Origin of the sequence: Paenibacillus sp. LjRoot153 (assembly GCF_964253085.1) — a bacterium.
In the GTDB taxonomy this organism is placed as follows: domain Bacteria; phylum Bacillota; class Bacilli; order Paenibacillales; family NBRC-103111; genus Paenibacillus_E.
Window position 1 is genome coordinate 7,544,698 of the sequence record NZ_CAXUQH020000001.1, and the last position, 17,803, is coordinate 7,562,500.

Below are 17,803 nucleotides of genomic sequence, written 5' to 3' on the forward strand. Positions count from 1 at the left end.
GCAAGAGGGTGCCCCTACGTCATTTTTATGACTTTTGGGACGCCCTCTCGTTTTTTTCATTTTTGCCATGCGGCATGGTTAGATATAAGGCTGAAGGTAAACAATGTACAGGAGTGAAAAATCTGAGGGAGTTGAAGCCATGTTTAAAAGAATGGATGAAATTTCGATTGAGATTCCTGACATTGAGAAGCCTGACCCTAACGCCGCAGCAGCTGTACAGGAATTGTTAGGTGGCAAATTCGGCGAAATGTCCACCTTGAACAACTATCTGTATCAATCCTTTAATTTTCGTTCAAAAGAAAAGCTGAGGCCCTTTTACGATTTGATCATGAGTATTACGGCCGAAGAGCTAGGCCATGTCGAGTTGGTTTCCCACGCGATCAATAAATGCTTAAGAGGCTCGACGAGCTATAAGGAGCCCGACCAGATACCGCTGGATGTTGTCATAGATGCTCGTCTTTCGTATCACTTTCTTGCAGGAGCGCAAGGGGCGATGCCGTTTGATTCCATGGGTAACCCGTGGACAGGAGCAAATGTTTTTAACAGTGGCAACCTGGTAGAGGATTTGCTGCATAATTTCTTCTTAGAATGTGGTGCACGCACTCATAAAATGAAAGTGTATGAAATGACCGACCACCCTGCAGCCCGTGCTGTGATTGGTTACCTCCTCGTTCGTGGAGGCGTTCACGTTGTTGCGTACGCCAAAGCGCTGGAAGTTGCCACTGGGGTAAATGTCACCAAATTAGTCCCCATCCCTTCCTTAAGCAACAAATCGTTTAATGAAACAAGGAAGTATGAAGAAAAAGGCGTCCATACCAAGCTGTACACATGGAGCGACAACGATTTCACAACCATCGGCCAGATTTGGAAAGGTACCCATCCCGAAGATGGCTCTGCCTTGGAAGTCATCCCAGGTACGCCGCAAGGATACCCCATTGCTGAAGCTCCGGCTGTCGAAGAGGAATTTGCTCCTGGCATTTCAGCTGAAGACTTCCAACAAATCGCAGCAAGACTTAAAATGGCTGGAAACATCAACGCATAATTCGCATAATTCTGATGATCCTTACGATGTAGGGATCTTTTTTTTATCCTAACAAACTACTTGGATTGAAAAAGCTTGCTAATTTCCTTCTCCAATTCTTCCGAGTATACATAATAATTCCCAGCAATCTCATTGGGGAGAAACCGTAGCTTCTTTTCTTGTCCTTCGAACAGATCCACGTAGAATAAATAACCTACTCTACCTTCTTGATTCGGATCTGGTGTAAGCTTTGAGTGACGAACTTTAGCGATCCAATCTTGCGCTAATTGTTTATCATTAACGATCTTAAGTACTCCCGTCGAACCACTTCTAATCTCAATATGATCCACGTTTGAAATGTCGCCTGGATAAAATTCTTCTAATTGCTTTGCGGTAAGCTTAGGTTTCTCAGAAGCCTCACCTTTTCCACACGCTACACCTATCAGAATCATGACCATGATGATCACAAAAAGAAACCACTGTATTCTCATAGTCAGCCCCTCCCTATCCGTTCCATCCCGCGCGTTGCAGTATCCCTGTTACAAACTCACGTTTGCCATCGGAATAAGCCGACCGATCATCGCGGAATCGCTCAGCAAGCTCTAGCTTTAAATCCCCATCCATTCAGAATCATATTCTACAACTACAATAGGGGAAGCCAAGGGGAATACCTCCAATCAATCTGACTTACTCCGTAATTGGCTTCAAATCACTAAACTTTAGTAATACTTCTCTACTCGTATCGAGATAGATAACCCTAATGTCTAATTCCCCGTCGTTAATCTCGAATGCAAGAATTATACATTTCCGACCACGATTCTTAGTCTTTCTAGGATTATCTGGTGCCACAACGTAGGAGCCTCCAATACTCAAACTTATCGTTTCGCTCATAGTAATCTGCTACCCTCTCATGTTGTTTTTAGGATCATGCTATCAACCTAATCTTCTTACCTTTTCCTCGATTATACATTGATTAGTCTCATCCCACACAACTGAAATTTCAAAAGTTCCCGACTCAAAAAATAAAGGAAACCTCCGTTTGAACCAATCTTGCATCGGCATCTGCAAAGCTTCGTCTATATCTACCCAGGCTAACACGCCTTCAGGTGGATCGGTTAGCAACTCTCCTGTAAATGTCCGAGTCAGATAATTAAATACCATATATCTATAGTTCTTCTCGGGAACTAAATATTCATCGACACCCTTGTATATGAGGTCTTCCGGTTTCACCACGAGTCCCGTTTCTTCCCATACTTCTCGAACCGTTCCCTCCGTGAAACTCTCTGCCAAGTCTACCTTACCACCCGGGCCAAGAAATCCGGGAAATCCTTTGGATTCGGGACGATTTATCAGAAGTACCTTATTCCCATCTTGGACTAGGCACATTGTATAGATGCCACATTCAACTTTATTCACTTAGGCAAATCCTCCTACTTTTCAATCATTCAAAAGGACTCTCCAACAAAATAACCTCATTCATCCCCGGATTTAACTCCACTCGTCCACCGAGAGGCAGAATCAATTTCGGATCCGTATGCCCAAAGTCAAAATCAACAACAACCGGTACATGCTCCGCCCCAAACTCTTTTGCAATAATATTCATCAGGATCTCTCTCATTTCTAAATTTTCCTCTAAGCTATAATCCTTCGCCCTACCAAATATGACGCCTTTAACACGTGAAAAGATGCCTTGTATCCCATAATTCCGCAACATATATCCAACTTGCATAGGGGAGGGCTTCTCTTCCGATGTTTCGAAAAATAAGACTTTATCCTGCCAGAAGTCATCCTGAGGCCAATAGATAGTCGATTTCATAAATTCTAGAACTTCGATACATCCTCCCCACAAATACCCTTGCTCAATCGCTTCTCCCTGTATAAACGTCCACCCATTCTCGTTCGCTACAAACGGCTGACACTCACCTAAGGTTTCAAGCTGACTCCAGTCCTTATAACCGTTCGTCCATTCTTGATACGGCACATAGCGATAAGGGAACTGCTCTTCAAACAATATGGCTTTGAGATGCTCCGTATAGGCTTTAGGAAGATTACTCAACTGCGCGATGCCTGCCATAACAGATGGCCCATAGAACGTTACCATCCCCCAATTATTTAAGTACGTTAAGAATGTCGTCGCATCCGAAAATCCCATAACGAATTTAGGGTGATTCACAATAACTTCCATATTCAAAAAGGATAGAATCCTCACCGATTCATAGCCACCGATGGAAGTGATGATCCCAGCAATTTCTTCATTTTCGAAACAATGGTTAATATCCTGAGCACGCAATTGCGGATTCTTATACAACTCCTCCGGTGACATCCTTGCCGATGGCATTTCAACAACTTCCAGGCCAAAGACCTCTTTAAGCTGCTTCAAGCCTAGCTCGTAAATATCTGGGAACAAATAGGGCAGCCCACTGGAGGGTGAAATAATGGCTATTTTGGATCCTGACTTTAAGCGTTTGGGTTTGATCATGAGTCCCCTCCTATCATCTATTCCATCAACCCGCCAAGCAACAACTGCCAGACACTTTCAAAGTCCTCATCCATGCTCCCCATCCCCCATTCCTGGGCATGCGATGGATGATGAAAACGTGAAGTAGCCAAGAAGATGGCTCTGGCAAAAGCCCGCGAATCACACTGCTTGAACTCCTTGTTAGCCATTCCACGTTCAAGGATCTGTGCCAACTGCTCAATTAAACGGTAGACATGCGTGTTGATCATTTCAACTTCAATGACCGTAACATTGGCATACATCGCGAACATTTCCGTGTCCTCAGCGGCGAATTTCCGCTTGGTTTGAATCAACGTCTCTACCCACAAACGCAAACGTTCTTCGGCACGGCCACCAGTTTCACTCGCAATAGCTTCCAAAGGTATCGCGATACTCTTATGCAACCACCGCGATGTCACCGCTTCCCGCAGCGCGGCTTTGCTTTCAAAATGCCGATACAACGTCCCATGACTCACTTGCAATACCTTGGCTATGTCTACAACGGACGTTTTGTCCGATCCGTACCGCCGAAGCACTTGCTCAGCTGCATCCAAAATCTCATCTTTCGATAGCGGCAACTCATTCTTCGTCATTTTATACAAAACCGCCGTTCACACGTAGAGTTTGTCCCGTTACCCACTGCGATTCCTCACTTGCTAGGAACAGTACAACCCGCGAAATATCTTCCGCTTCTCCCAAGCGGCCGAACGAATTCATGTTAGCGATCACATTGATTTGTTCCTCTGATTTCCCCACTGTGAACAATTCGGTATTCACTGGACCTGGTGCAACGGCATTAATCGTAATCCCCTTAGGTCCTAACTCTTTGGCGAGCTGACGCGTGAACTGTTCAACAGCCCCCTTCGTACCCGCATATGAGCTGTACCCAGGGAACATTTGCCCATTAACAGAAGTAGAGAAATTAATAATCCGACCATTCTCCTTCATATGCAGCGCCGCTTGCTGAATCGCAAAGAATGTCCCTTTCACATTAATGTTAAACTGCCTATCAAAATCCTCTTCGGTAATCGAGAGAATTGGCTTCGTAATCATAATCCCCGCGTTATTGACCAAAATATCAACCTGCCCATATGCCTCCAGCGTCTTCTGGAACAAAAGCTCAACCTCCGCCACTAGACTAATATCCGCCCCAATCGCGATTGCTTCCCCGCCTCGTTGCTTAATGCCGTTAACGACTTCTTCCGCTTTACCTGGACTGCTCGCGTAATTCACGACAACCTTAGCCCCGTGCAGCGCCAGCTCCTCAGCAATCCTCTGACCGATCCCTCTCGAGGCACCTGTTACCAAAGCTACTTTACCCGTTAATTTCCGCTCCATGCACAATCCCGCCTTTTCGATGTAATGAGAAGGTAGAGTCGCCTTCTCCGAACCTTATTAACTTTATTATAAAATCACAAATGACAAAAATCAAATGACTTTTTTTGATTTTTGTCATTTGTGATTTTAGTAAAACAAATGGACTTCCCCCAGCGAAAGCCCCATCCCAAAAGTTCACCTGCAACTTATCCCGATCCCCATCCGTCAGTCATATCATATAGATTGTATACAAGGGTGGGCTACAGATGATCCTAATGCGTTATGCCATACTCGGTGTACTAAGCATTTCAATACTCCTTGCAGGATGCTCGAAGAGCGAGGTCACACCACCGGAAAGCTCAACGAAACCAGTATTTTCAACTCCGAAGGAAGTCATCCTTCCTGCCATGCATGGCATCGTGACGGTAGACAATGGACTCAAAGAGACGAAAGTAACCTATACGTTCACAAATCAAACTAAAGATAAGATCACTGTCATTGGCGGCGCAAAGTATTCCCTTTTGAAAGATCAAGCCGTTTTCGAACATGGCGCCGTGGCTATCAAAGATTACTTAGACTTGGAGCCAGGCCAATCCTATACAGATTCGAAATCCTTCACGAGTTTACCTCAAGGAGATTATCTCATCGAAGTCACTTGGAACAAAACGAAGGCGACAGCAGCATTTAATCGCAGTTAAATGCACCCTGCGAAACGCATAGAGGTGCTTGATTTCAGGACTCCCATCCTCTACATCAAGCACCTCTACTTCACGTCCTATTCCTCGGTTCACTCGGCTATCAACGTTTCTCCATGCTTCAACAAGCGCAGCAAGCTCGAGTCGAGCCCTCTCCGCTGCCAATCCGCCAACAACCGATCCAATGCCTCTTTGGGCGTATCATCGGCAAGACGAAATGCCCCATAATGCATCGGAATGAACTGCTGCGCTCCGACATCAAGAAACGCCTGCACCGCTTCCTCTGGGGAAACGTGCTGCATCCCCATGAACCACTCCGGCTCGTAGGCGCCAATCGGCATCAGCGCGTAGCCGATACCCGGAAATTTCGCACCAATCTCCCGAAATCCTTCGAAGTACCCGCTATCGCCTGCGAAATAGATCGCAGGAGGATGCTGCTCTCCCTCCAACACAGCGCTCCGCTTCACAATCCATCCGCCCCATAGCGAGGTATTCGTATCGGTTAACGTACGTCTTGTCCAGTGCTGCGCTGGCACGAAATGAAACTCCAGCTGGCCGACGGCCTGACTGCCCCACCATGGCAGTTCATAGACCGTGCTGAACCCCAGCTTCCGCACCTTAGAGCCTAGTCCTTCGGGCACAAGTACGTATGGCGTGCCTCGCAGCTTTTTCAACGAACCCACATGCAAGTGATCGTAATGCGCGTGAGACAGCAATATTACATCAACAGGCGGGATCTCTTCTATAGATAAACCTGGCTCCTCGAGCCTTTGACTAAAGCCCATTCGAGTTGCCCATACGGGGTCGGTTACAATCGTCATTCCACCTACTTGCAGCAAAAAGGTTGCATGCCCGATCCATGTGATCGTGACTTCACCCTGATTATTCTTCAGCAGCTCCTGCTGCTTATGCTCAGATTGGCCAATCCGGAAGCTCAGATCTTTCACTTTACCCTTCCGCTCTTTCTGCCAGCGACGTACTTCTTTCCATGTCTTCGTCTTCGCATTTGGATCTAAGTTGCTATATCGCTGCCGCACCATACATTCATCCCCATTCATCTTCTCACAATCTATATGCTCTAACCCAGCTTCAACGTATGCAAAATCCCTTTAGATACTGGGTGAGGTTCTCGATATTCATACGAATATGTCGGTTGTCCCCTTCAAGCTTGCTCATCATAATGCCGCCTTCCATCACAGAAAGCGTGAAAGTCGCCAAAGCCTCGATATCGAGATCCGCTTTGAATTCGCCATTTTGAACACCTTCGGAAATAATCTCTTTCATGTTGTTCAATGTACTCTTTAGTCCCCGCTGAGCCCGTTCTCGCAAAATAGGATGACTATCGTCGCTCTCGGTAGCTAAGTTCAACAGTGGGCATCCTCCGATAAAAGGCGGCGTTTCAACCACATTTTCATAGACGCGCAAATAGGCTAACAACTTGCCACTGGCGGTCTCTTCCGCACGAATGGCATCGTTCATTTTCCCACTAACTACGCTACCTGCATAGTCATAGGCTTCCAGCGCAATCTCGTCCTTACTGGCAAAATGGCGATAAATCCCGCCCTTCTTAATGCCTGTCAGCTCCGTAATATCCGATAAGGATGAACCTGCATATCCCTTCTGGTTAAACAGCTCCGCGGCCTGAGCGATAATATGCTTGCGAGTTCTTTCACCTTTTTGCATAGTAACCCTCCGTTACACGCGTAAAATCTTATCTTTTAGTATAACAAAAGAGAGCAAGACATTAAAATGTAGCTCCCCCGTAAACTCATGTAATATTAATTTACATATAAATTTACATAATCACAATTCACCTGCCTATTTTAATGAAAAACACAATCCGCCTACCAGATCATTGACTGTTTCGAGCGAACAGACCTATAATTCAGTTAACAAATCGAAATTGCGTCATATTTCCTTACATTAAAGAGGTGCGAAGGTATGGAACTTGATTTGATCATCCGATGCTTCTCCAACCCCCAGTTCGGCACCCTGATGGATGTCGGCATTCGGGATGGGAAAATTATCTACCTTCAGGAGCATCTCCCTGGCAACCCTATCGCCCTCAGCGCTGGGCAGCTAATTGAAGCCAACGGGCGGGTTCTACTCCCCGGTTTAATAGAACCACATATTCATCTTGATAAAGCCTTTCTATTGAATCTCATGACGAAAGACGCCTGCTCGATCGAGCAAGCGATCGCCTCCACCTTGGAGCTTAAACACGCCTTCACCTCAACAGATATCGAGACCCGTTCGATCCAAGTGATCCAACAAGCCATTGCCAATGGTGTGACTCACATGCGTTGTCATGTTGAGATTGATCCTATCGTTGGCCTAATCGGTTTCGAAGTGATGCTAGCACTGAAGGAACGCTACGCCAATCAGATCACCCTGCAAATCGTCGCCTTCCCCCAAGAAGGTATCGCCAAGCAGCCCGGAACAGAAGAACTGCTCACGCAAGCCCTACAACTTGGCGCCGATGTCGTCGGCGGAATCACGTATCAGGATGCAGATTTACAAGCGCATCTTAGCACCGTTTTTAACTTAGCCAAAACTTTCAACAAATCCATAGACTTACACGTAGATTTCTCCGACGACCCGTCCATGTTAGCCATTCTCAGCATCATTCGCATGACGCATGCTTATGAGATGCAAGGGCGCGTAAGCGTGGGCCATCTTACTTCACTTGGTTCACTCCCTTATGAAGTGGCCCAAGTCATCTGTACAGCTATTGCCGAAGCAGGTATCCATGTCATGTCATTACCCGCTACTGACCTGTATCTGAACGGACGCGGAGACGATCACCGTCACAGAAGGGGGCTAACCCCTGTACCCCTCCTTTTGAAGCAAGGAGCCAATGTTATCTATGGAAGCAATAATATCCAGAACCCTTTTACACCTTTCGGCACAGCAGATCCACTGGACACAGGCATGCTCCTCGCACATACCACGTATATGGGCTCCAAGCAGGACGTTGTCACACTTATTGAGATGGCGACAACCCGTGCGGCAAAGGCACTAGAACTTGAGAATTATGGCCTGCACATCGGAGCGTATGCTGATCTCATACTATTCGAGTCAACTAATCTGCGCAGTGCCTTCTATGAACGAGTACCTAGACGCTATGTCTGGAAGCGAGGACTGCTGGTTGCCTCAACTGTAAAGCAGACGACCTTTTACAATGAACAAGTAAGCTCCTAATGAGGAAAGGCGGGGATTAGATGCACCTGACCGTTGAAGAAGCGTTAACCATTTACCCTTTGTCACGTGCCAAATTAGTTGCTGGAGAGAAAGGTCTGTCACGTATTCTGCGATCCGTCAATGTCATGGATGCCCCCGATGCGGGCGATTGGATCAAATCCGGCGAAATGCTGTTTACGACCGCCTTTGTCATGAAAGATCACCTGGATATGGCCCTTTCCACCTTACGGATGTTGGATGAGCGAGGCGGAGCAGGGCTAGGCATCAAAGTAGGCCGATATTGGGATCAAATTCCACAAGAGCTGTACGACGAGGCCAATCGACTCGAAATGCCGATCCTAGAGCTGCCATTTGAATTCACCTTTTCCGATCAGATGGACGCTTTATTCAACGCGGAGCACACGAAGACAACCAAGAAACTGCAGACTGTCCTAGAAAAACAAAAACAGCTCATGCAATTTGCCCTGCGCAATAAGGAATCCTCGGATATTTTTCATATGATATCTGGCATTCTAGGGCAACCAATCTCCGTATTTGGGCAGGGTGGCAATGTGCTTTTTCATAACACTTCTTGGTCGGAGGATGTCCTCCTTCACCAATGGCCATGGACGAAATCCCCGCAATGGGAAGGCTTCGGAGAAACCCGATGCTTCCGCATCCCATTGATGGATTCACTAGGCTGCACGGGCTTTTTCAAGGTGTATGTGAATTCTCCGTTGATGTTGAAGGAAGAGGAAGCTTTGTTCCATCAAGCCGCCGAAATCTTAACCTATCATCTCGGACTCGATATTCAAAAAGGTAAAGACCCCTCACGCCAACATGCACTTAGTCAAGTGTTTACGGACTTTTTCCAGCGAGAGCTATCCTTTCACGATTTCATGAAAAGCTGCAAAAGCTACCATCTCACCGTCATATCCACCACCTACCAATGTCTACTTACGACGATCCCGTCAGAACAACCTGGTGCAACTAGGCTGCTTAATGAAGTTCGCCAGTTGCTGATCTATCATCCCCAGTTGCAGCAGTATGAATCAGAGCACTTCTACCTGGCAGACGGATTGTTCTCGATCTTCGCTCTTCCGGAGGAACAGACTTTTCATAAAAAAGACTTCCTGACTTCACTAAATTCCTGCTTGTCACATCTAACTTCCAAAGCCTCTGCCGCTGATCTGCACTGCTGGGTCAGTCGTGTGAAAGCTCAACCTGAACTCATCTACAACGCATTCAAGGAATGCTTGGAAACGCACCACGCCGCTGAGCGACTGCGTATGAGCCAAACTGTCCTGCATCATGATTCCATCGAGCTATTCTCCCTATTCCAGCATCTGTCCGAGGACGCCATGCGAGGGTATTATAACTACGTATTGGAGCCCATTTACGGTAAGAACAAGCAGGTCGATCCCGAGCTGGCGTTAACCTTGGAAGTTTATTTTGAGTATGACGGATCCATTAATGAAACAAGCCGCTATCTCTTTGTCCATCGTAATACGGTTTCGTACCGACTGGAGAAAATCGCAGATTTATTGCAGATGGATTTTAAAAAGATGAGTGATCTCCTGCGCTTGAAGTTAGCTTTTCTCTTCCGAAATTATCTGAAATAAACGCAACCAAACTAGAAAACAGACACTATGCTTTTCCGCTGCGAAAGGAGTTATCACGATGGAACAATGGCTAAGTAACGTTCTTGTAAACGGCACCCTACATAACCTGCTATTGAAACAAGGCGTTATCGCCGAGATCGTACCTGCTGCGAATAGTGAGGAAACTCCCTCTTGGGACGCACAAGGCATGATTATGGTGCCTACTTTCAAAGACTATCACGTGCATTTGGATAAGGCATTCCCTGATGATCAGTGGATTTCACGGCACCAAGTTGCTTCCTTATATGATCAATTTCAAATGGAGAAAGACCTTTTAGCTCCTCTCAAAAGTGGGCAAAAAGAACGTGCGCGAGGCATCTTGCAGCAGATGCTGGCCTTCGGAACGACCCGACTTCGTGTTCATGTCGACATTGACCCCGAGATCGGTTTATCCCATCTTGCCATGGTGCGGGAGCTTCAGGAGGAATTCTTAGGGGCATTAACCATCGAGATTGTCGCCTTCCCACAGCAAGGGCTAATACGTTCACAATCGATTAACCTCATTAAACAAGCCCTTCAGGAGGGCGCCACAATTGTCGGCGGCGTGGATCCTGCTGGCGTAGACCGCGATATCGAGGCTAGCTTACAGGCCATCTTCGAAATGAGCGTCGCTCATGACGCCGAGGTTGATATTCACTTGCACGATCCTGGACACCTAGGACTCTTCACTCTGGAGCGCATCATGGACTACACCGAGCAGACGGGTAAAATGGGGAAAGTCGCCGTCAGCCACGCCTACTGCTTAGGCGAGGTATCTGAAAGCGAATCCCTTGCGATAGCAAAACGTTTGGCCCTACTAGATATCGCCATCATCACCAGCGTGCCGATCGATTCCGCGATGCCTCGCGTCGCGCAATTAAGAGCTGAAGGCGTGCGAGTTTACCTCGGCTCCGATCATACCGGGCTGGATGCATGGACACCCTTCGGTTTCACCGATCAGCTCATGCGTGCCCGAAGAATGGCGGATATGTACCGTTGGAATGACGATGAGCGCCTGCGTTCCGTCTATCCGCACCTTGGCTCTACCGCAGGGACCTTCCAAATCGGTGACCCTGCCGACTTCATCCTCCTAGCTGCGGTAAATGCTGAGCATGCCGCAGCTGCAGCCCCTCCGCGCGAGGTCGTTAGTGTTCGTGGTGTTCCTATTGCTGGCAGACAGCTGCAGAACGCTTGGAAGATATAAAACTAGACATAAACAATTAAAGGGAATGGGGAGATTTCGAATGACATTACTGGGGAAAACAAAAGTAGGTACAGCCGCTATTGCAACAGTCCTTTTACTCTCTGCTTGTGGAACGAGCACATCAACAACGTCCGGAACACCTGCAGCATCAACGCCCGCATCAAGCTCCAAAGCGCCAGACAAAGTAACTCAAGCGATGAGCTGGTTTGCCCAACCAGAAATGGGTGGACACTATGCTGCGCAGCTGGCGAAAATCTATGAGAAAGCAGGCATCGACATTACGCTTCAACAAGGTGGACCTCAAGTTTCCAACGTTCAACTCGTTGCTGGTGGCAAAGTGCAATTCGCAATGGCCAATGCCGATGAAGTTGTCCTTGCCCGCAAGGAAGGGATTCCCGTCAAAGTTATCTATGCCAATCTGCAAACCAATCCTCAAAACCTGATTTTCCACAAAGACTCTGGTATCAAGAAAATCGAAGACCTCAACGGACGCAAAGTGTACACCGCCGTTGGCTTTCCATTCTGGCAGTACATCAGCTACAAATACAAGCTCGACAAAGTACAAATCCAGAACTACACAGGCTCCCTGGCGGGCTTCTCCGCAGATAAAGATTCCATCACCCAAGGCTTTGCTACCAACGAGCCCTACGTTCTGAAAAAACAAGGCGTTAACGTCGATTGGTTCCTGAACGCTGACCTTGGCTACAACCCTTACGGCAACGTCGTTATTGCCACCGATGACTTTATCAAGAAGAATCCCGACTTGATTAAGCGCTATATCAAAGCCACTAGCGAAGGCTGGGACTATTACTACGCGCACGGCGACGAAGTCAATAATGCCCTTAACGGCGTTAACAAAGACTACGACGTCGATCATCTGAAGGATGCGCAAGCCGTTGCCAAAGACTTCATCTTCGGCGGCGATGCCAAAGCCCACGGCGTCGGTTACATGTCCGATGAGCGCTGGAAAACACTCGTTAGCCAAATGAAAGAAGCCGGCATGATCAAAGAAGATATTCCGGTGAAGGATTTGTATACGAATGAGTTTTTGCCGGTGAAGTAACAAACACACTAACTCCACCTGCAACTATAGGTGGAGTTAGTGTGTTCATGCATAAAACTATTCACTAGTTTCTTTTTAAACTAAGCAACTCAGACTTCTTCTCCTCAAATTCATCTTGAGTCAACACACCCATATCCAGTAGTTGTTTGAATTTGAGCAACTCGTCAGCCACACTGAATTCTGGCTTATCTGACCTTTTTATTGTTGCTTCCTCAATTGGCTCTTCAATTACCTCAGTGACATCAGCAGTGATATCTATGACTTCATTCTTGACATCTTGATAGTCTATCTCAAAATCCTCAATCGAATAGTTCCCAACTGCATCAAATAAAGTTTCTCTCAGCCGATTTCCCATCGGCTTCATCGAAGCATAAGTCAGTCCACCAGAGATAATTCCTCCGATAACCGGAATCGCCTTCGATATCCCTTGTGCAAAAGTCTTCTTGGTAATCTTGATACCAATTGCAGCGGCTACTTTCTTAATAATTGGATAATAAACGGTTTTAGTCAACGCCTGCTGCGGAAGTTTCTTTAACACCTGCTGTGAAAGTTTTGCAGATAAAATTTTCAATGCAGAAGCAGAACCACCTACACCAAACATCACACCTAAGAAAATCGTAAGTTCTCCTCTTACTCGCTCACTATCGAGCTTATCTCGATCCCACATATCCTTATAACCAAACAAGTAAGCTAGTTCTTGTGCCATACGTAAAGCTACACCGAAAAATTGCAGTGTATCTGCTGGAATTGTCGCTGCCATTGCAAGACCTCCAGGAAGACCTGCAGCAAATGAGACAGCTGTACTTTGCATTGTACGTTTCTCAATTAATGATTTGGCAACCTTGTTAATTATACTAAGTGGAATCCCTGCCTCCACTGGCCCCTTATCTAACACTGCAGCAAACTGTTCAGAGTTAGCATAATCTGCCAGCGTATGAGCAAGAAACTCTTTTCGATTCACTTTAACTCCAGGTACCTTCAAAGCATTTACTAATACCAGCTCAAAGGTGTTATTTGATTGTTGACTTTCTTTCATTTTAAACATCCCCCCGCGCATTCTCTTCTTCGTACTGTCGTTTTTACTTTACAAAAACTCACTATTAATATATCACGAAATGAGTAGTAAATACTGTAATTTACAATTAGAGATTTGCTGTCTCAGCGAAGTGTGCACGGACGGTCGAACCCTTGGTTCAATTCTCTAGCTTAAAACAAAAAGCCACCCGAAGGTGGCTCTTGTTTTAAGCGGGCGGCGGGAATCGAACCCGCGCGATCAGCTTGGAAGGCTGAAGTTCTACCATTAAACTACGCCCGCGTAGTTTGTTTAAGCAAAGATGGCGCGCCCTGAGAGATTCGAACTCCCGACCTTTTGATTCGTAGTCAAATACTCTATCCAGCTGAGCTAAGGGCGCATCTATGTTGTTAAAAAATGCCGAAGACCAGACTTGAACTGGTACGGTAGTCACCTACCGCAGGATTTTAAGTCCTGTGCGTCTGCCGATTCCGCCACTCCGGCTTATATATAAAGGCGCTACCCAGATTCGAACTGGGGGTAAAGCTTTTGCAGAGCTCTGCCTTACCACTTGGCTATAGCGCCGAAATCTTTTCTCTAAAATGGTGGAGGCTGACGGGATCGAACCGCCGACCCTCTGCTTGTAAGGCAGATGCTCTCCCAGCTGAGCTAAGCCTCCATGGGATGAAGAATAAATGGTGACCCGTAGGGGACTCGAACCCCTGTTACCTCCGTGAAAGGGAGGTGTCTTAACCACTTGACCAACGGGCCTAGAAAATAATGGCTCCCCGAACAGGACTCGAACCTGTGACAACTCGATTAACAGTCGAGTGCTCTACCAACTGAGCTATCAGGGAATAATGGTGGAGCCAAGCGGGATCGAACCGCTGACCTCCTGCTTGCAAGGCAGGCGCTCTCCCAGCTGAGCTATGGCCCCGGACAAAAAAAATACCCACTAGGGGTGCTGCTTGGCAACGTTCTACTCTCCCAGAACCCTGCGGTTCAAGTACCATCGACGCTGGAAGGCTTAACGGTCGTGTTCGAGATGGGAACGCGTGGATCCCTTCCGCCATCATCACCAAACAGTCAAAGCGTTTGTTTGCGCCTTGAAAACTAGATACGAAACTTCACGTAAAGTACTATACTCAGGAATTTTGGTTAAGCCCTCGACCGATTAGTATTCGTCAGCTGCATACGTTGCCGCACTTCCACCTCGAACCTATCAACCTCGTCGTCTACAAGGGGTCTTACATACTGGGAAATCTCATCTTGAGGGGGGCTTCGCGCTTAGATGCTTTCAGCGCTTATCCCCTCCGTACATAGCTACCCAGCGATGCCTCTGGCGAGACAACTGGTACACCAGCGGTACGTCCATCCCGGTCCTCTCGTACTAAGGACAGCTCCTCTCAAATTTCCTACGCCCGCGACAGATAGGGACCGAACTGTCTCACGACGTTCTGAACCCAGCTCGCGTACCGCTTTAATGGGCGAACAGCCCAACCCTTGGGACCTACTTCAGCCCCAGGATGCGATGAGCCGACATCGAGGTGCCAAACCTCCCCGTCGATGTGGACTCTTGGGGGAGATAAGCCTGTTATCCCCAGGGTAGCTTTTATCCGTTGAGCGATGGCCCTTCCATTCGGTACCACCGGATCACTAAGTCCGACTTTCGTCCCTGCTCGACTTGTAGGTCTCGCAGTCAAGCTCCCTTATGCCTTTGCACTCTGCGAATGATTTCCAACCATTCTGAGGGAACCTTTAAACGCCTCCGTTACATTTTAGGAGGCGACCGCCCCAGTCAAACTGCCCACCTGACACTGTCCCCATACCGGATCACGGTACTAGGTTAGAACTCCGATACGATCAGGGTGGTATCCCAACGGCGCCTCCACCCAAGCTGGCGCTCAGGCTTCAAAGGCTCCCACCTATCCTGTACAGATCGTACCAAAGTCCAATATCAAGCTGCAGTAAAGCTCCATGGGGTCTTTCCGTCTTGTCGCGGGTAACCTGCATCTTCACAGGTATTAAAATTTCACCGGATCTCTCGTTGAGACAGCGCCCAAGTCGTTACGCCATTCGTGCGGGTCAGAATTTACCTGACAAGGAATTTCGCTACCTTAGGACCGTTATAGTTACGGCCGCCGTTTACTGGGGCTTCAATTCATAGCTTCGGGTTGCCCCTAACCACTCCTCTTAACCTTCCAGCACCGGGCAGGCGTCAGCCCGTATACTTCGCCTTGCGGCTTCGCACAGACCTGTGTTTTTGCTAAACAGTCGCTTGGGCCTTTTCACTGCGGCCCCCTCGGGCTATTCACCCTACCGAGGCACCCCTTCTCCCGAAGTTACGGGGTCATTTTGCCGAGTTCCTTAACGAGAGTTCTTCCGCGCGCCTTAGAATTCTCTTCTCACCCACCTGTGTCGGTTTGCGGTACGGGCACCTTCGCCTGGCTAGAAGCTTTTCTTGGCAGTGTGAACTCATGACCTTCGGTACTTAAATTTCCCTCCCCATCACAGCCCAGCCTTACGATGTGCGGATTTGCCTACACATCAGCCTCACTGCTTGGACGAGCATCCATCAGCTCGCGTCACTATCCTTCTGCGTCACTCCATTGCTCATAACGGCTACGGTGGTACAGGAATTTCCACCTGTTGTCCATCGACTACGCCTTTCGGCCTCGCCTTAGGTCCCGACTTACCCTGAGCGGACGAGCCTTCCTCAGGAACCCTTAGGTTTTCGGCGGATCAGATTCTCACTGATCTTTTCGTTACTTATACCGGCATTCTCACTTGTATGCGCTCCACCTGTCCTTACGGTCAGAATTCAACGTACATACAACGCTCCCCTACCCATGCACATACGTGCAAGCCATAGCTTCGGTGGCGTGTTTAGCCCCGTTACATTTTCGGCGCAGAGTCACTCGACCAGTGAGCTATTACGCACTCTTTCAATGGTGGCTGCTTCTAAGCCAACATCCTGGTTGTCTGTGCAACTCCACATCCTTTCCCACTTAACACACACTTGGGGACCTTAGCTGATGGTCTGGGCTGTTTCCCTTTTGACAATGGATCTTAGCACTCACTGTCTGACTCCCGGATTTAAGTTTGTGGCATTCAGAGTTTGACTGGACTTGGTAACCCTTGGCGGGCCCCGCACCCAATCAGTGCTTTACCTCCACAACTCAACATCCGAGGCTAGCCCTAAAGCTATTTCGGGGAGAACCAGCTATCTCCGAGTTCGATTGGAATTTCTCCGCTACCCCCACCTCATCCCCGAATTTTTCAACATTCGTGGGTTCGGGCCTCCAGTGAGTGTTACCTCACCTTCACCCTGGACAGGGGTAGATCACACGGTTTCGGGTCTACGTCCACGTACTAAAGCGCCCTATTCAGACTCGCTTTCGCTGCGGCTCCGTCTTTTCAACTTAACCTCGCACGGGAACGTAACTCGCCGGTTCATTCTACAAAAGGCACGCCATCACCCATATAGAGGGCTCTGACTTTTTGTAAGCACACGGTTTCAGGTTCTTTTTCACTCCGCTTCCGCGGTGCTTTTCACCTTTCCCTCACGGTACTGCTTCACTATCGGTCACTAGGGAGTATTTAGCCTTGGCAGATGGTCCTGCCGGATTCCGACGGGGTTTCACGTGACCCGCCGTACTCAGGATACCTCTAGGGGTTTCGTTCAGTTTGGGCTACAGGGCTTTTACCTTCTATGCCGGACCTTTCCAGATCACTTCGCCTACCAAACTAACCCCATATCGAGGTCCTACAACCCCAAGGAGCAAGCTCCTTGGTTTGGGCTATTCCGCTTTCGCTCGCCGCTACTGACGGAATCACTTTTGTTTTCTTTTCCTCCAGGTACTTAGATGTTTCAGTTCCCTGGGTCTGCCTCTACAATAGCTATGTATTCACTATTGAGTAACTGCGCATTACCACAGCTGGGTTCCCCCATTCGGACATCCCCGGATCAAAGCCTGCTTACGGCTCCCCGAGGCATTTCGTCGTTCGCCACGTCCTTCTTCGGCTCCTAGTGCCTAGGCATCCTCCGTGTGCTCTTTCTAGCTTAACCTAGAAATGCATTTAAAGATTTTTGTGCAACCCTAAGGTCAACACAACCTAAGTTCTTACTTTACGTTTTGTTTCGTTATCTAGTTTTCAAGGAACAATTTGTAAA

General features: G+C 47.8%; 14 protein-coding genes, 8 tRNA genes and 2 rRNA genes. 6 read left to right on the forward strand and 18 right to left on the reverse strand.

What is annotated here, in order from left to right; translation table 11 throughout:
- Nucleotides 1-139: 139 nt before the first annotated feature.
- Nucleotides 140-1,042: a manganese catalase family protein gene (locus ACSQ8P_RS32660; protein WP_436238999.1), complete on the forward strand. Its 903-nt coding sequence runs from the start codon at nucleotides 140-142 to the stop codon at nucleotides 1,040-1,042.
- Nucleotides 1,043-1,098: 56 nt separating this feature from the next.
- Here the strand turns inward: ACSQ8P_RS32660 and ACSQ8P_RS32665 are convergent, their stop codons facing one another.
- From ACSQ8P_RS32665 to ACSQ8P_RS32685, 5 genes are all read right to left on the reverse strand, one after another.
- Nucleotides 1,099-1,512, reverse strand: a complete 414-nt coding sequence (locus tag ACSQ8P_RS32665) for a hypothetical protein (protein WP_436239000.1) — start codon at nucleotides 1,510-1,512, stop codon at nucleotides 1,099-1,101.
- A gap of 442 nt (nucleotides 1,513-1,954) precedes the next feature.
- Nucleotides 1,955-2,407, reverse strand: coding sequence for an NUDIX domain-containing protein (locus tag ACSQ8P_RS32670; protein WP_436239666.1), 453 nt, complete (start codon nucleotides 2,405-2,407; stop codon nucleotides 1,955-1,957).
- A 55-nt stretch (nucleotides 2,408-2,462) separates the two neighbouring features.
- A complete protein-coding gene (locus ACSQ8P_RS32675; protein WP_436239001.1) occupies nucleotides 2,463-3,500 on the reverse strand; it encodes a S66 peptidase family protein in 1,038 nt (345 codons plus the stop codon).
- Nucleotides 3,501-3,517: 17 nt separating this feature from the next.
- On the reverse strand, nucleotides 3,518-4,111 hold the full coding sequence (locus tag ACSQ8P_RS32680) for a TetR family transcriptional regulator (protein ID WP_436239002.1): 594 nt from the start codon (nucleotides 4,109-4,111) through the stop codon (nucleotides 3,518-3,520).
- A gap of 1 nt (nucleotide 4,112) precedes the next feature.
- Complete coding sequence (locus tag ACSQ8P_RS32685) at nucleotides 4,113-4,856, reverse strand: SDR family oxidoreductase (protein WP_436239003.1); 744 nt, start codon at nucleotides 4,854-4,856, stop codon at nucleotides 4,113-4,115.
- A gap of 245 nt (nucleotides 4,857-5,101) precedes the next feature.
- On the opposite strand from ACSQ8P_RS32685, the gene ACSQ8P_RS32690 reads away from it, so the two are divergent.
- Nucleotides 5,102-5,533: a hypothetical protein gene (locus ACSQ8P_RS32690; RefSeq protein ID WP_436239004.1), complete on the forward strand. Its 432-nt coding sequence runs from the start codon at nucleotides 5,102-5,104 to the stop codon at nucleotides 5,531-5,533.
- Between the two features lie 89 nt (nucleotides 5,534-5,622).
- On the opposite strand, the gene ACSQ8P_RS32695 is transcribed toward ACSQ8P_RS32690, so the two are convergent.
- Nucleotides 5,623-6,570, reverse strand: coding sequence for an MBL fold metallo-hydrolase (locus tag ACSQ8P_RS32695; protein ID WP_436239005.1), 948 nt, complete (start codon nucleotides 6,568-6,570; stop codon nucleotides 5,623-5,625).
- A 49-nt stretch (nucleotides 6,571-6,619) separates the two neighbouring features.
- The gene (locus ACSQ8P_RS32700; RefSeq protein ID WP_436239006.1) at nucleotides 6,620-7,213 is read right to left on the reverse strand and encodes a TetR/AcrR family transcriptional regulator; all 594 of its coding nucleotides are present in this window, start codon (nucleotides 7,211-7,213) and stop codon (nucleotides 6,620-6,622) included.
- Nucleotides 7,214-7,471: 258 nt separating this feature from the next.
- On the opposite strand from ACSQ8P_RS32700, the gene ACSQ8P_RS32705 reads away from it, so the two are divergent.
- The 4 genes from ACSQ8P_RS32705 to ACSQ8P_RS32720 are packed head-to-tail and all read left to right on the forward strand — an operon-like array spanning nucleotide 7,472 to nucleotide 12,617.
- Entirely contained in the window at nucleotides 7,472-8,731 is a 1,260-nt protein-coding gene (locus tag ACSQ8P_RS32705) for an amidohydrolase family protein (RefSeq protein ID WP_436239007.1), read from the forward strand.
- Nucleotides 8,732-8,751: 20 nt separating this feature from the next.
- Nucleotides 8,752-10,332, forward strand: a complete 1,581-nt coding sequence (locus tag ACSQ8P_RS32710; protein WP_436239008.1) for a PucR family transcriptional regulator — start codon at nucleotides 8,752-8,754, stop codon at nucleotides 10,330-10,332.
- Nucleotides 10,333-10,390: 58 nt separating this feature from the next.
- Nucleotides 10,391-11,554, forward strand: a complete 1,164-nt coding sequence (locus ACSQ8P_RS32715) for an amidohydrolase family protein (protein WP_436239009.1) — start codon at nucleotides 10,391-10,393, stop codon at nucleotides 11,552-11,554.
- A gap of 25 nt (nucleotides 11,555-11,579) precedes the next feature.
- On the forward strand, nucleotides 11,580-12,617 hold the full coding sequence (locus ACSQ8P_RS32720) for an ABC transporter substrate-binding protein (protein WP_436239010.1): 1,038 nt from the start codon (nucleotides 11,580-11,582) through the stop codon (nucleotides 12,615-12,617).
- A gap of 64 nt (nucleotides 12,618-12,681) precedes the next feature.
- Here ACSQ8P_RS32720 and ACSQ8P_RS32725 read toward each other — a convergent pair whose 3' ends face one another.
- The 11 genes from ACSQ8P_RS32725 to ACSQ8P_RS32775 all read right to left on the reverse strand — a co-directional run bounded on the left by ACSQ8P_RS32725 (nucleotide 12,682) and on the right by ACSQ8P_RS32775 (nucleotide 17,698).
- A complete protein-coding gene (locus tag ACSQ8P_RS32725) occupies nucleotides 12,682-13,653 on the reverse strand; it encodes an SHOCT domain-containing protein (RefSeq protein WP_436239011.1) in 972 nt (323 codons plus the stop codon).
- Between the two features lie 208 nt (nucleotides 13,654-13,861).
- Nucleotides 13,862-13,932: transfer RNA gene (locus tag ACSQ8P_RS32730), tRNA-Gly, on the reverse strand.
- 20 nt (nucleotides 13,933-13,952) lie between these two features.
- A tRNA-Arg gene (locus ACSQ8P_RS32735) sits at nucleotides 13,953-14,029 on the reverse strand.
- Between the two features lie 18 nt (nucleotides 14,030-14,047).
- Nucleotides 14,048-14,133 (reverse strand) — tRNA-Leu (locus ACSQ8P_RS32740).
- Between the two features lie 10 nt (nucleotides 14,134-14,143).
- Nucleotides 14,144-14,214, reverse strand: a tRNA-Cys gene (locus ACSQ8P_RS32745).
- Nucleotides 14,215-14,232: 18 nt separating this feature from the next.
- Nucleotides 14,233-14,308: transfer RNA gene (locus tag ACSQ8P_RS32750), tRNA-Val, on the reverse strand.
- Nucleotides 14,309-14,325: 17 nt separating this feature from the next.
- Nucleotides 14,326-14,400, reverse strand: a tRNA-Glu gene (locus ACSQ8P_RS32755).
- Nucleotides 14,401-14,410: 10 nt separating this feature from the next.
- Nucleotides 14,411-14,486, reverse strand: a tRNA-Asn gene (locus ACSQ8P_RS32760).
- Nucleotides 14,487-14,490: 4 nt separating this feature from the next.
- A tRNA-Ala gene (locus ACSQ8P_RS32765) sits at nucleotides 14,491-14,566 on the reverse strand.
- Between the two features lie 29 nt (nucleotides 14,567-14,595).
- Nucleotides 14,596-14,712: ribosomal RNA gene (gene rrf / locus ACSQ8P_RS32770) — 5S ribosomal RNA — on the reverse strand.
- A 71-nt stretch (nucleotides 14,713-14,783) separates the two neighbouring features.
- Nucleotides 14,784-17,698, reverse strand: a 23S ribosomal RNA gene (locus ACSQ8P_RS32775).
- Between the last annotated feature and the right edge of the window lie 105 nt (nucleotides 17,699-17,803).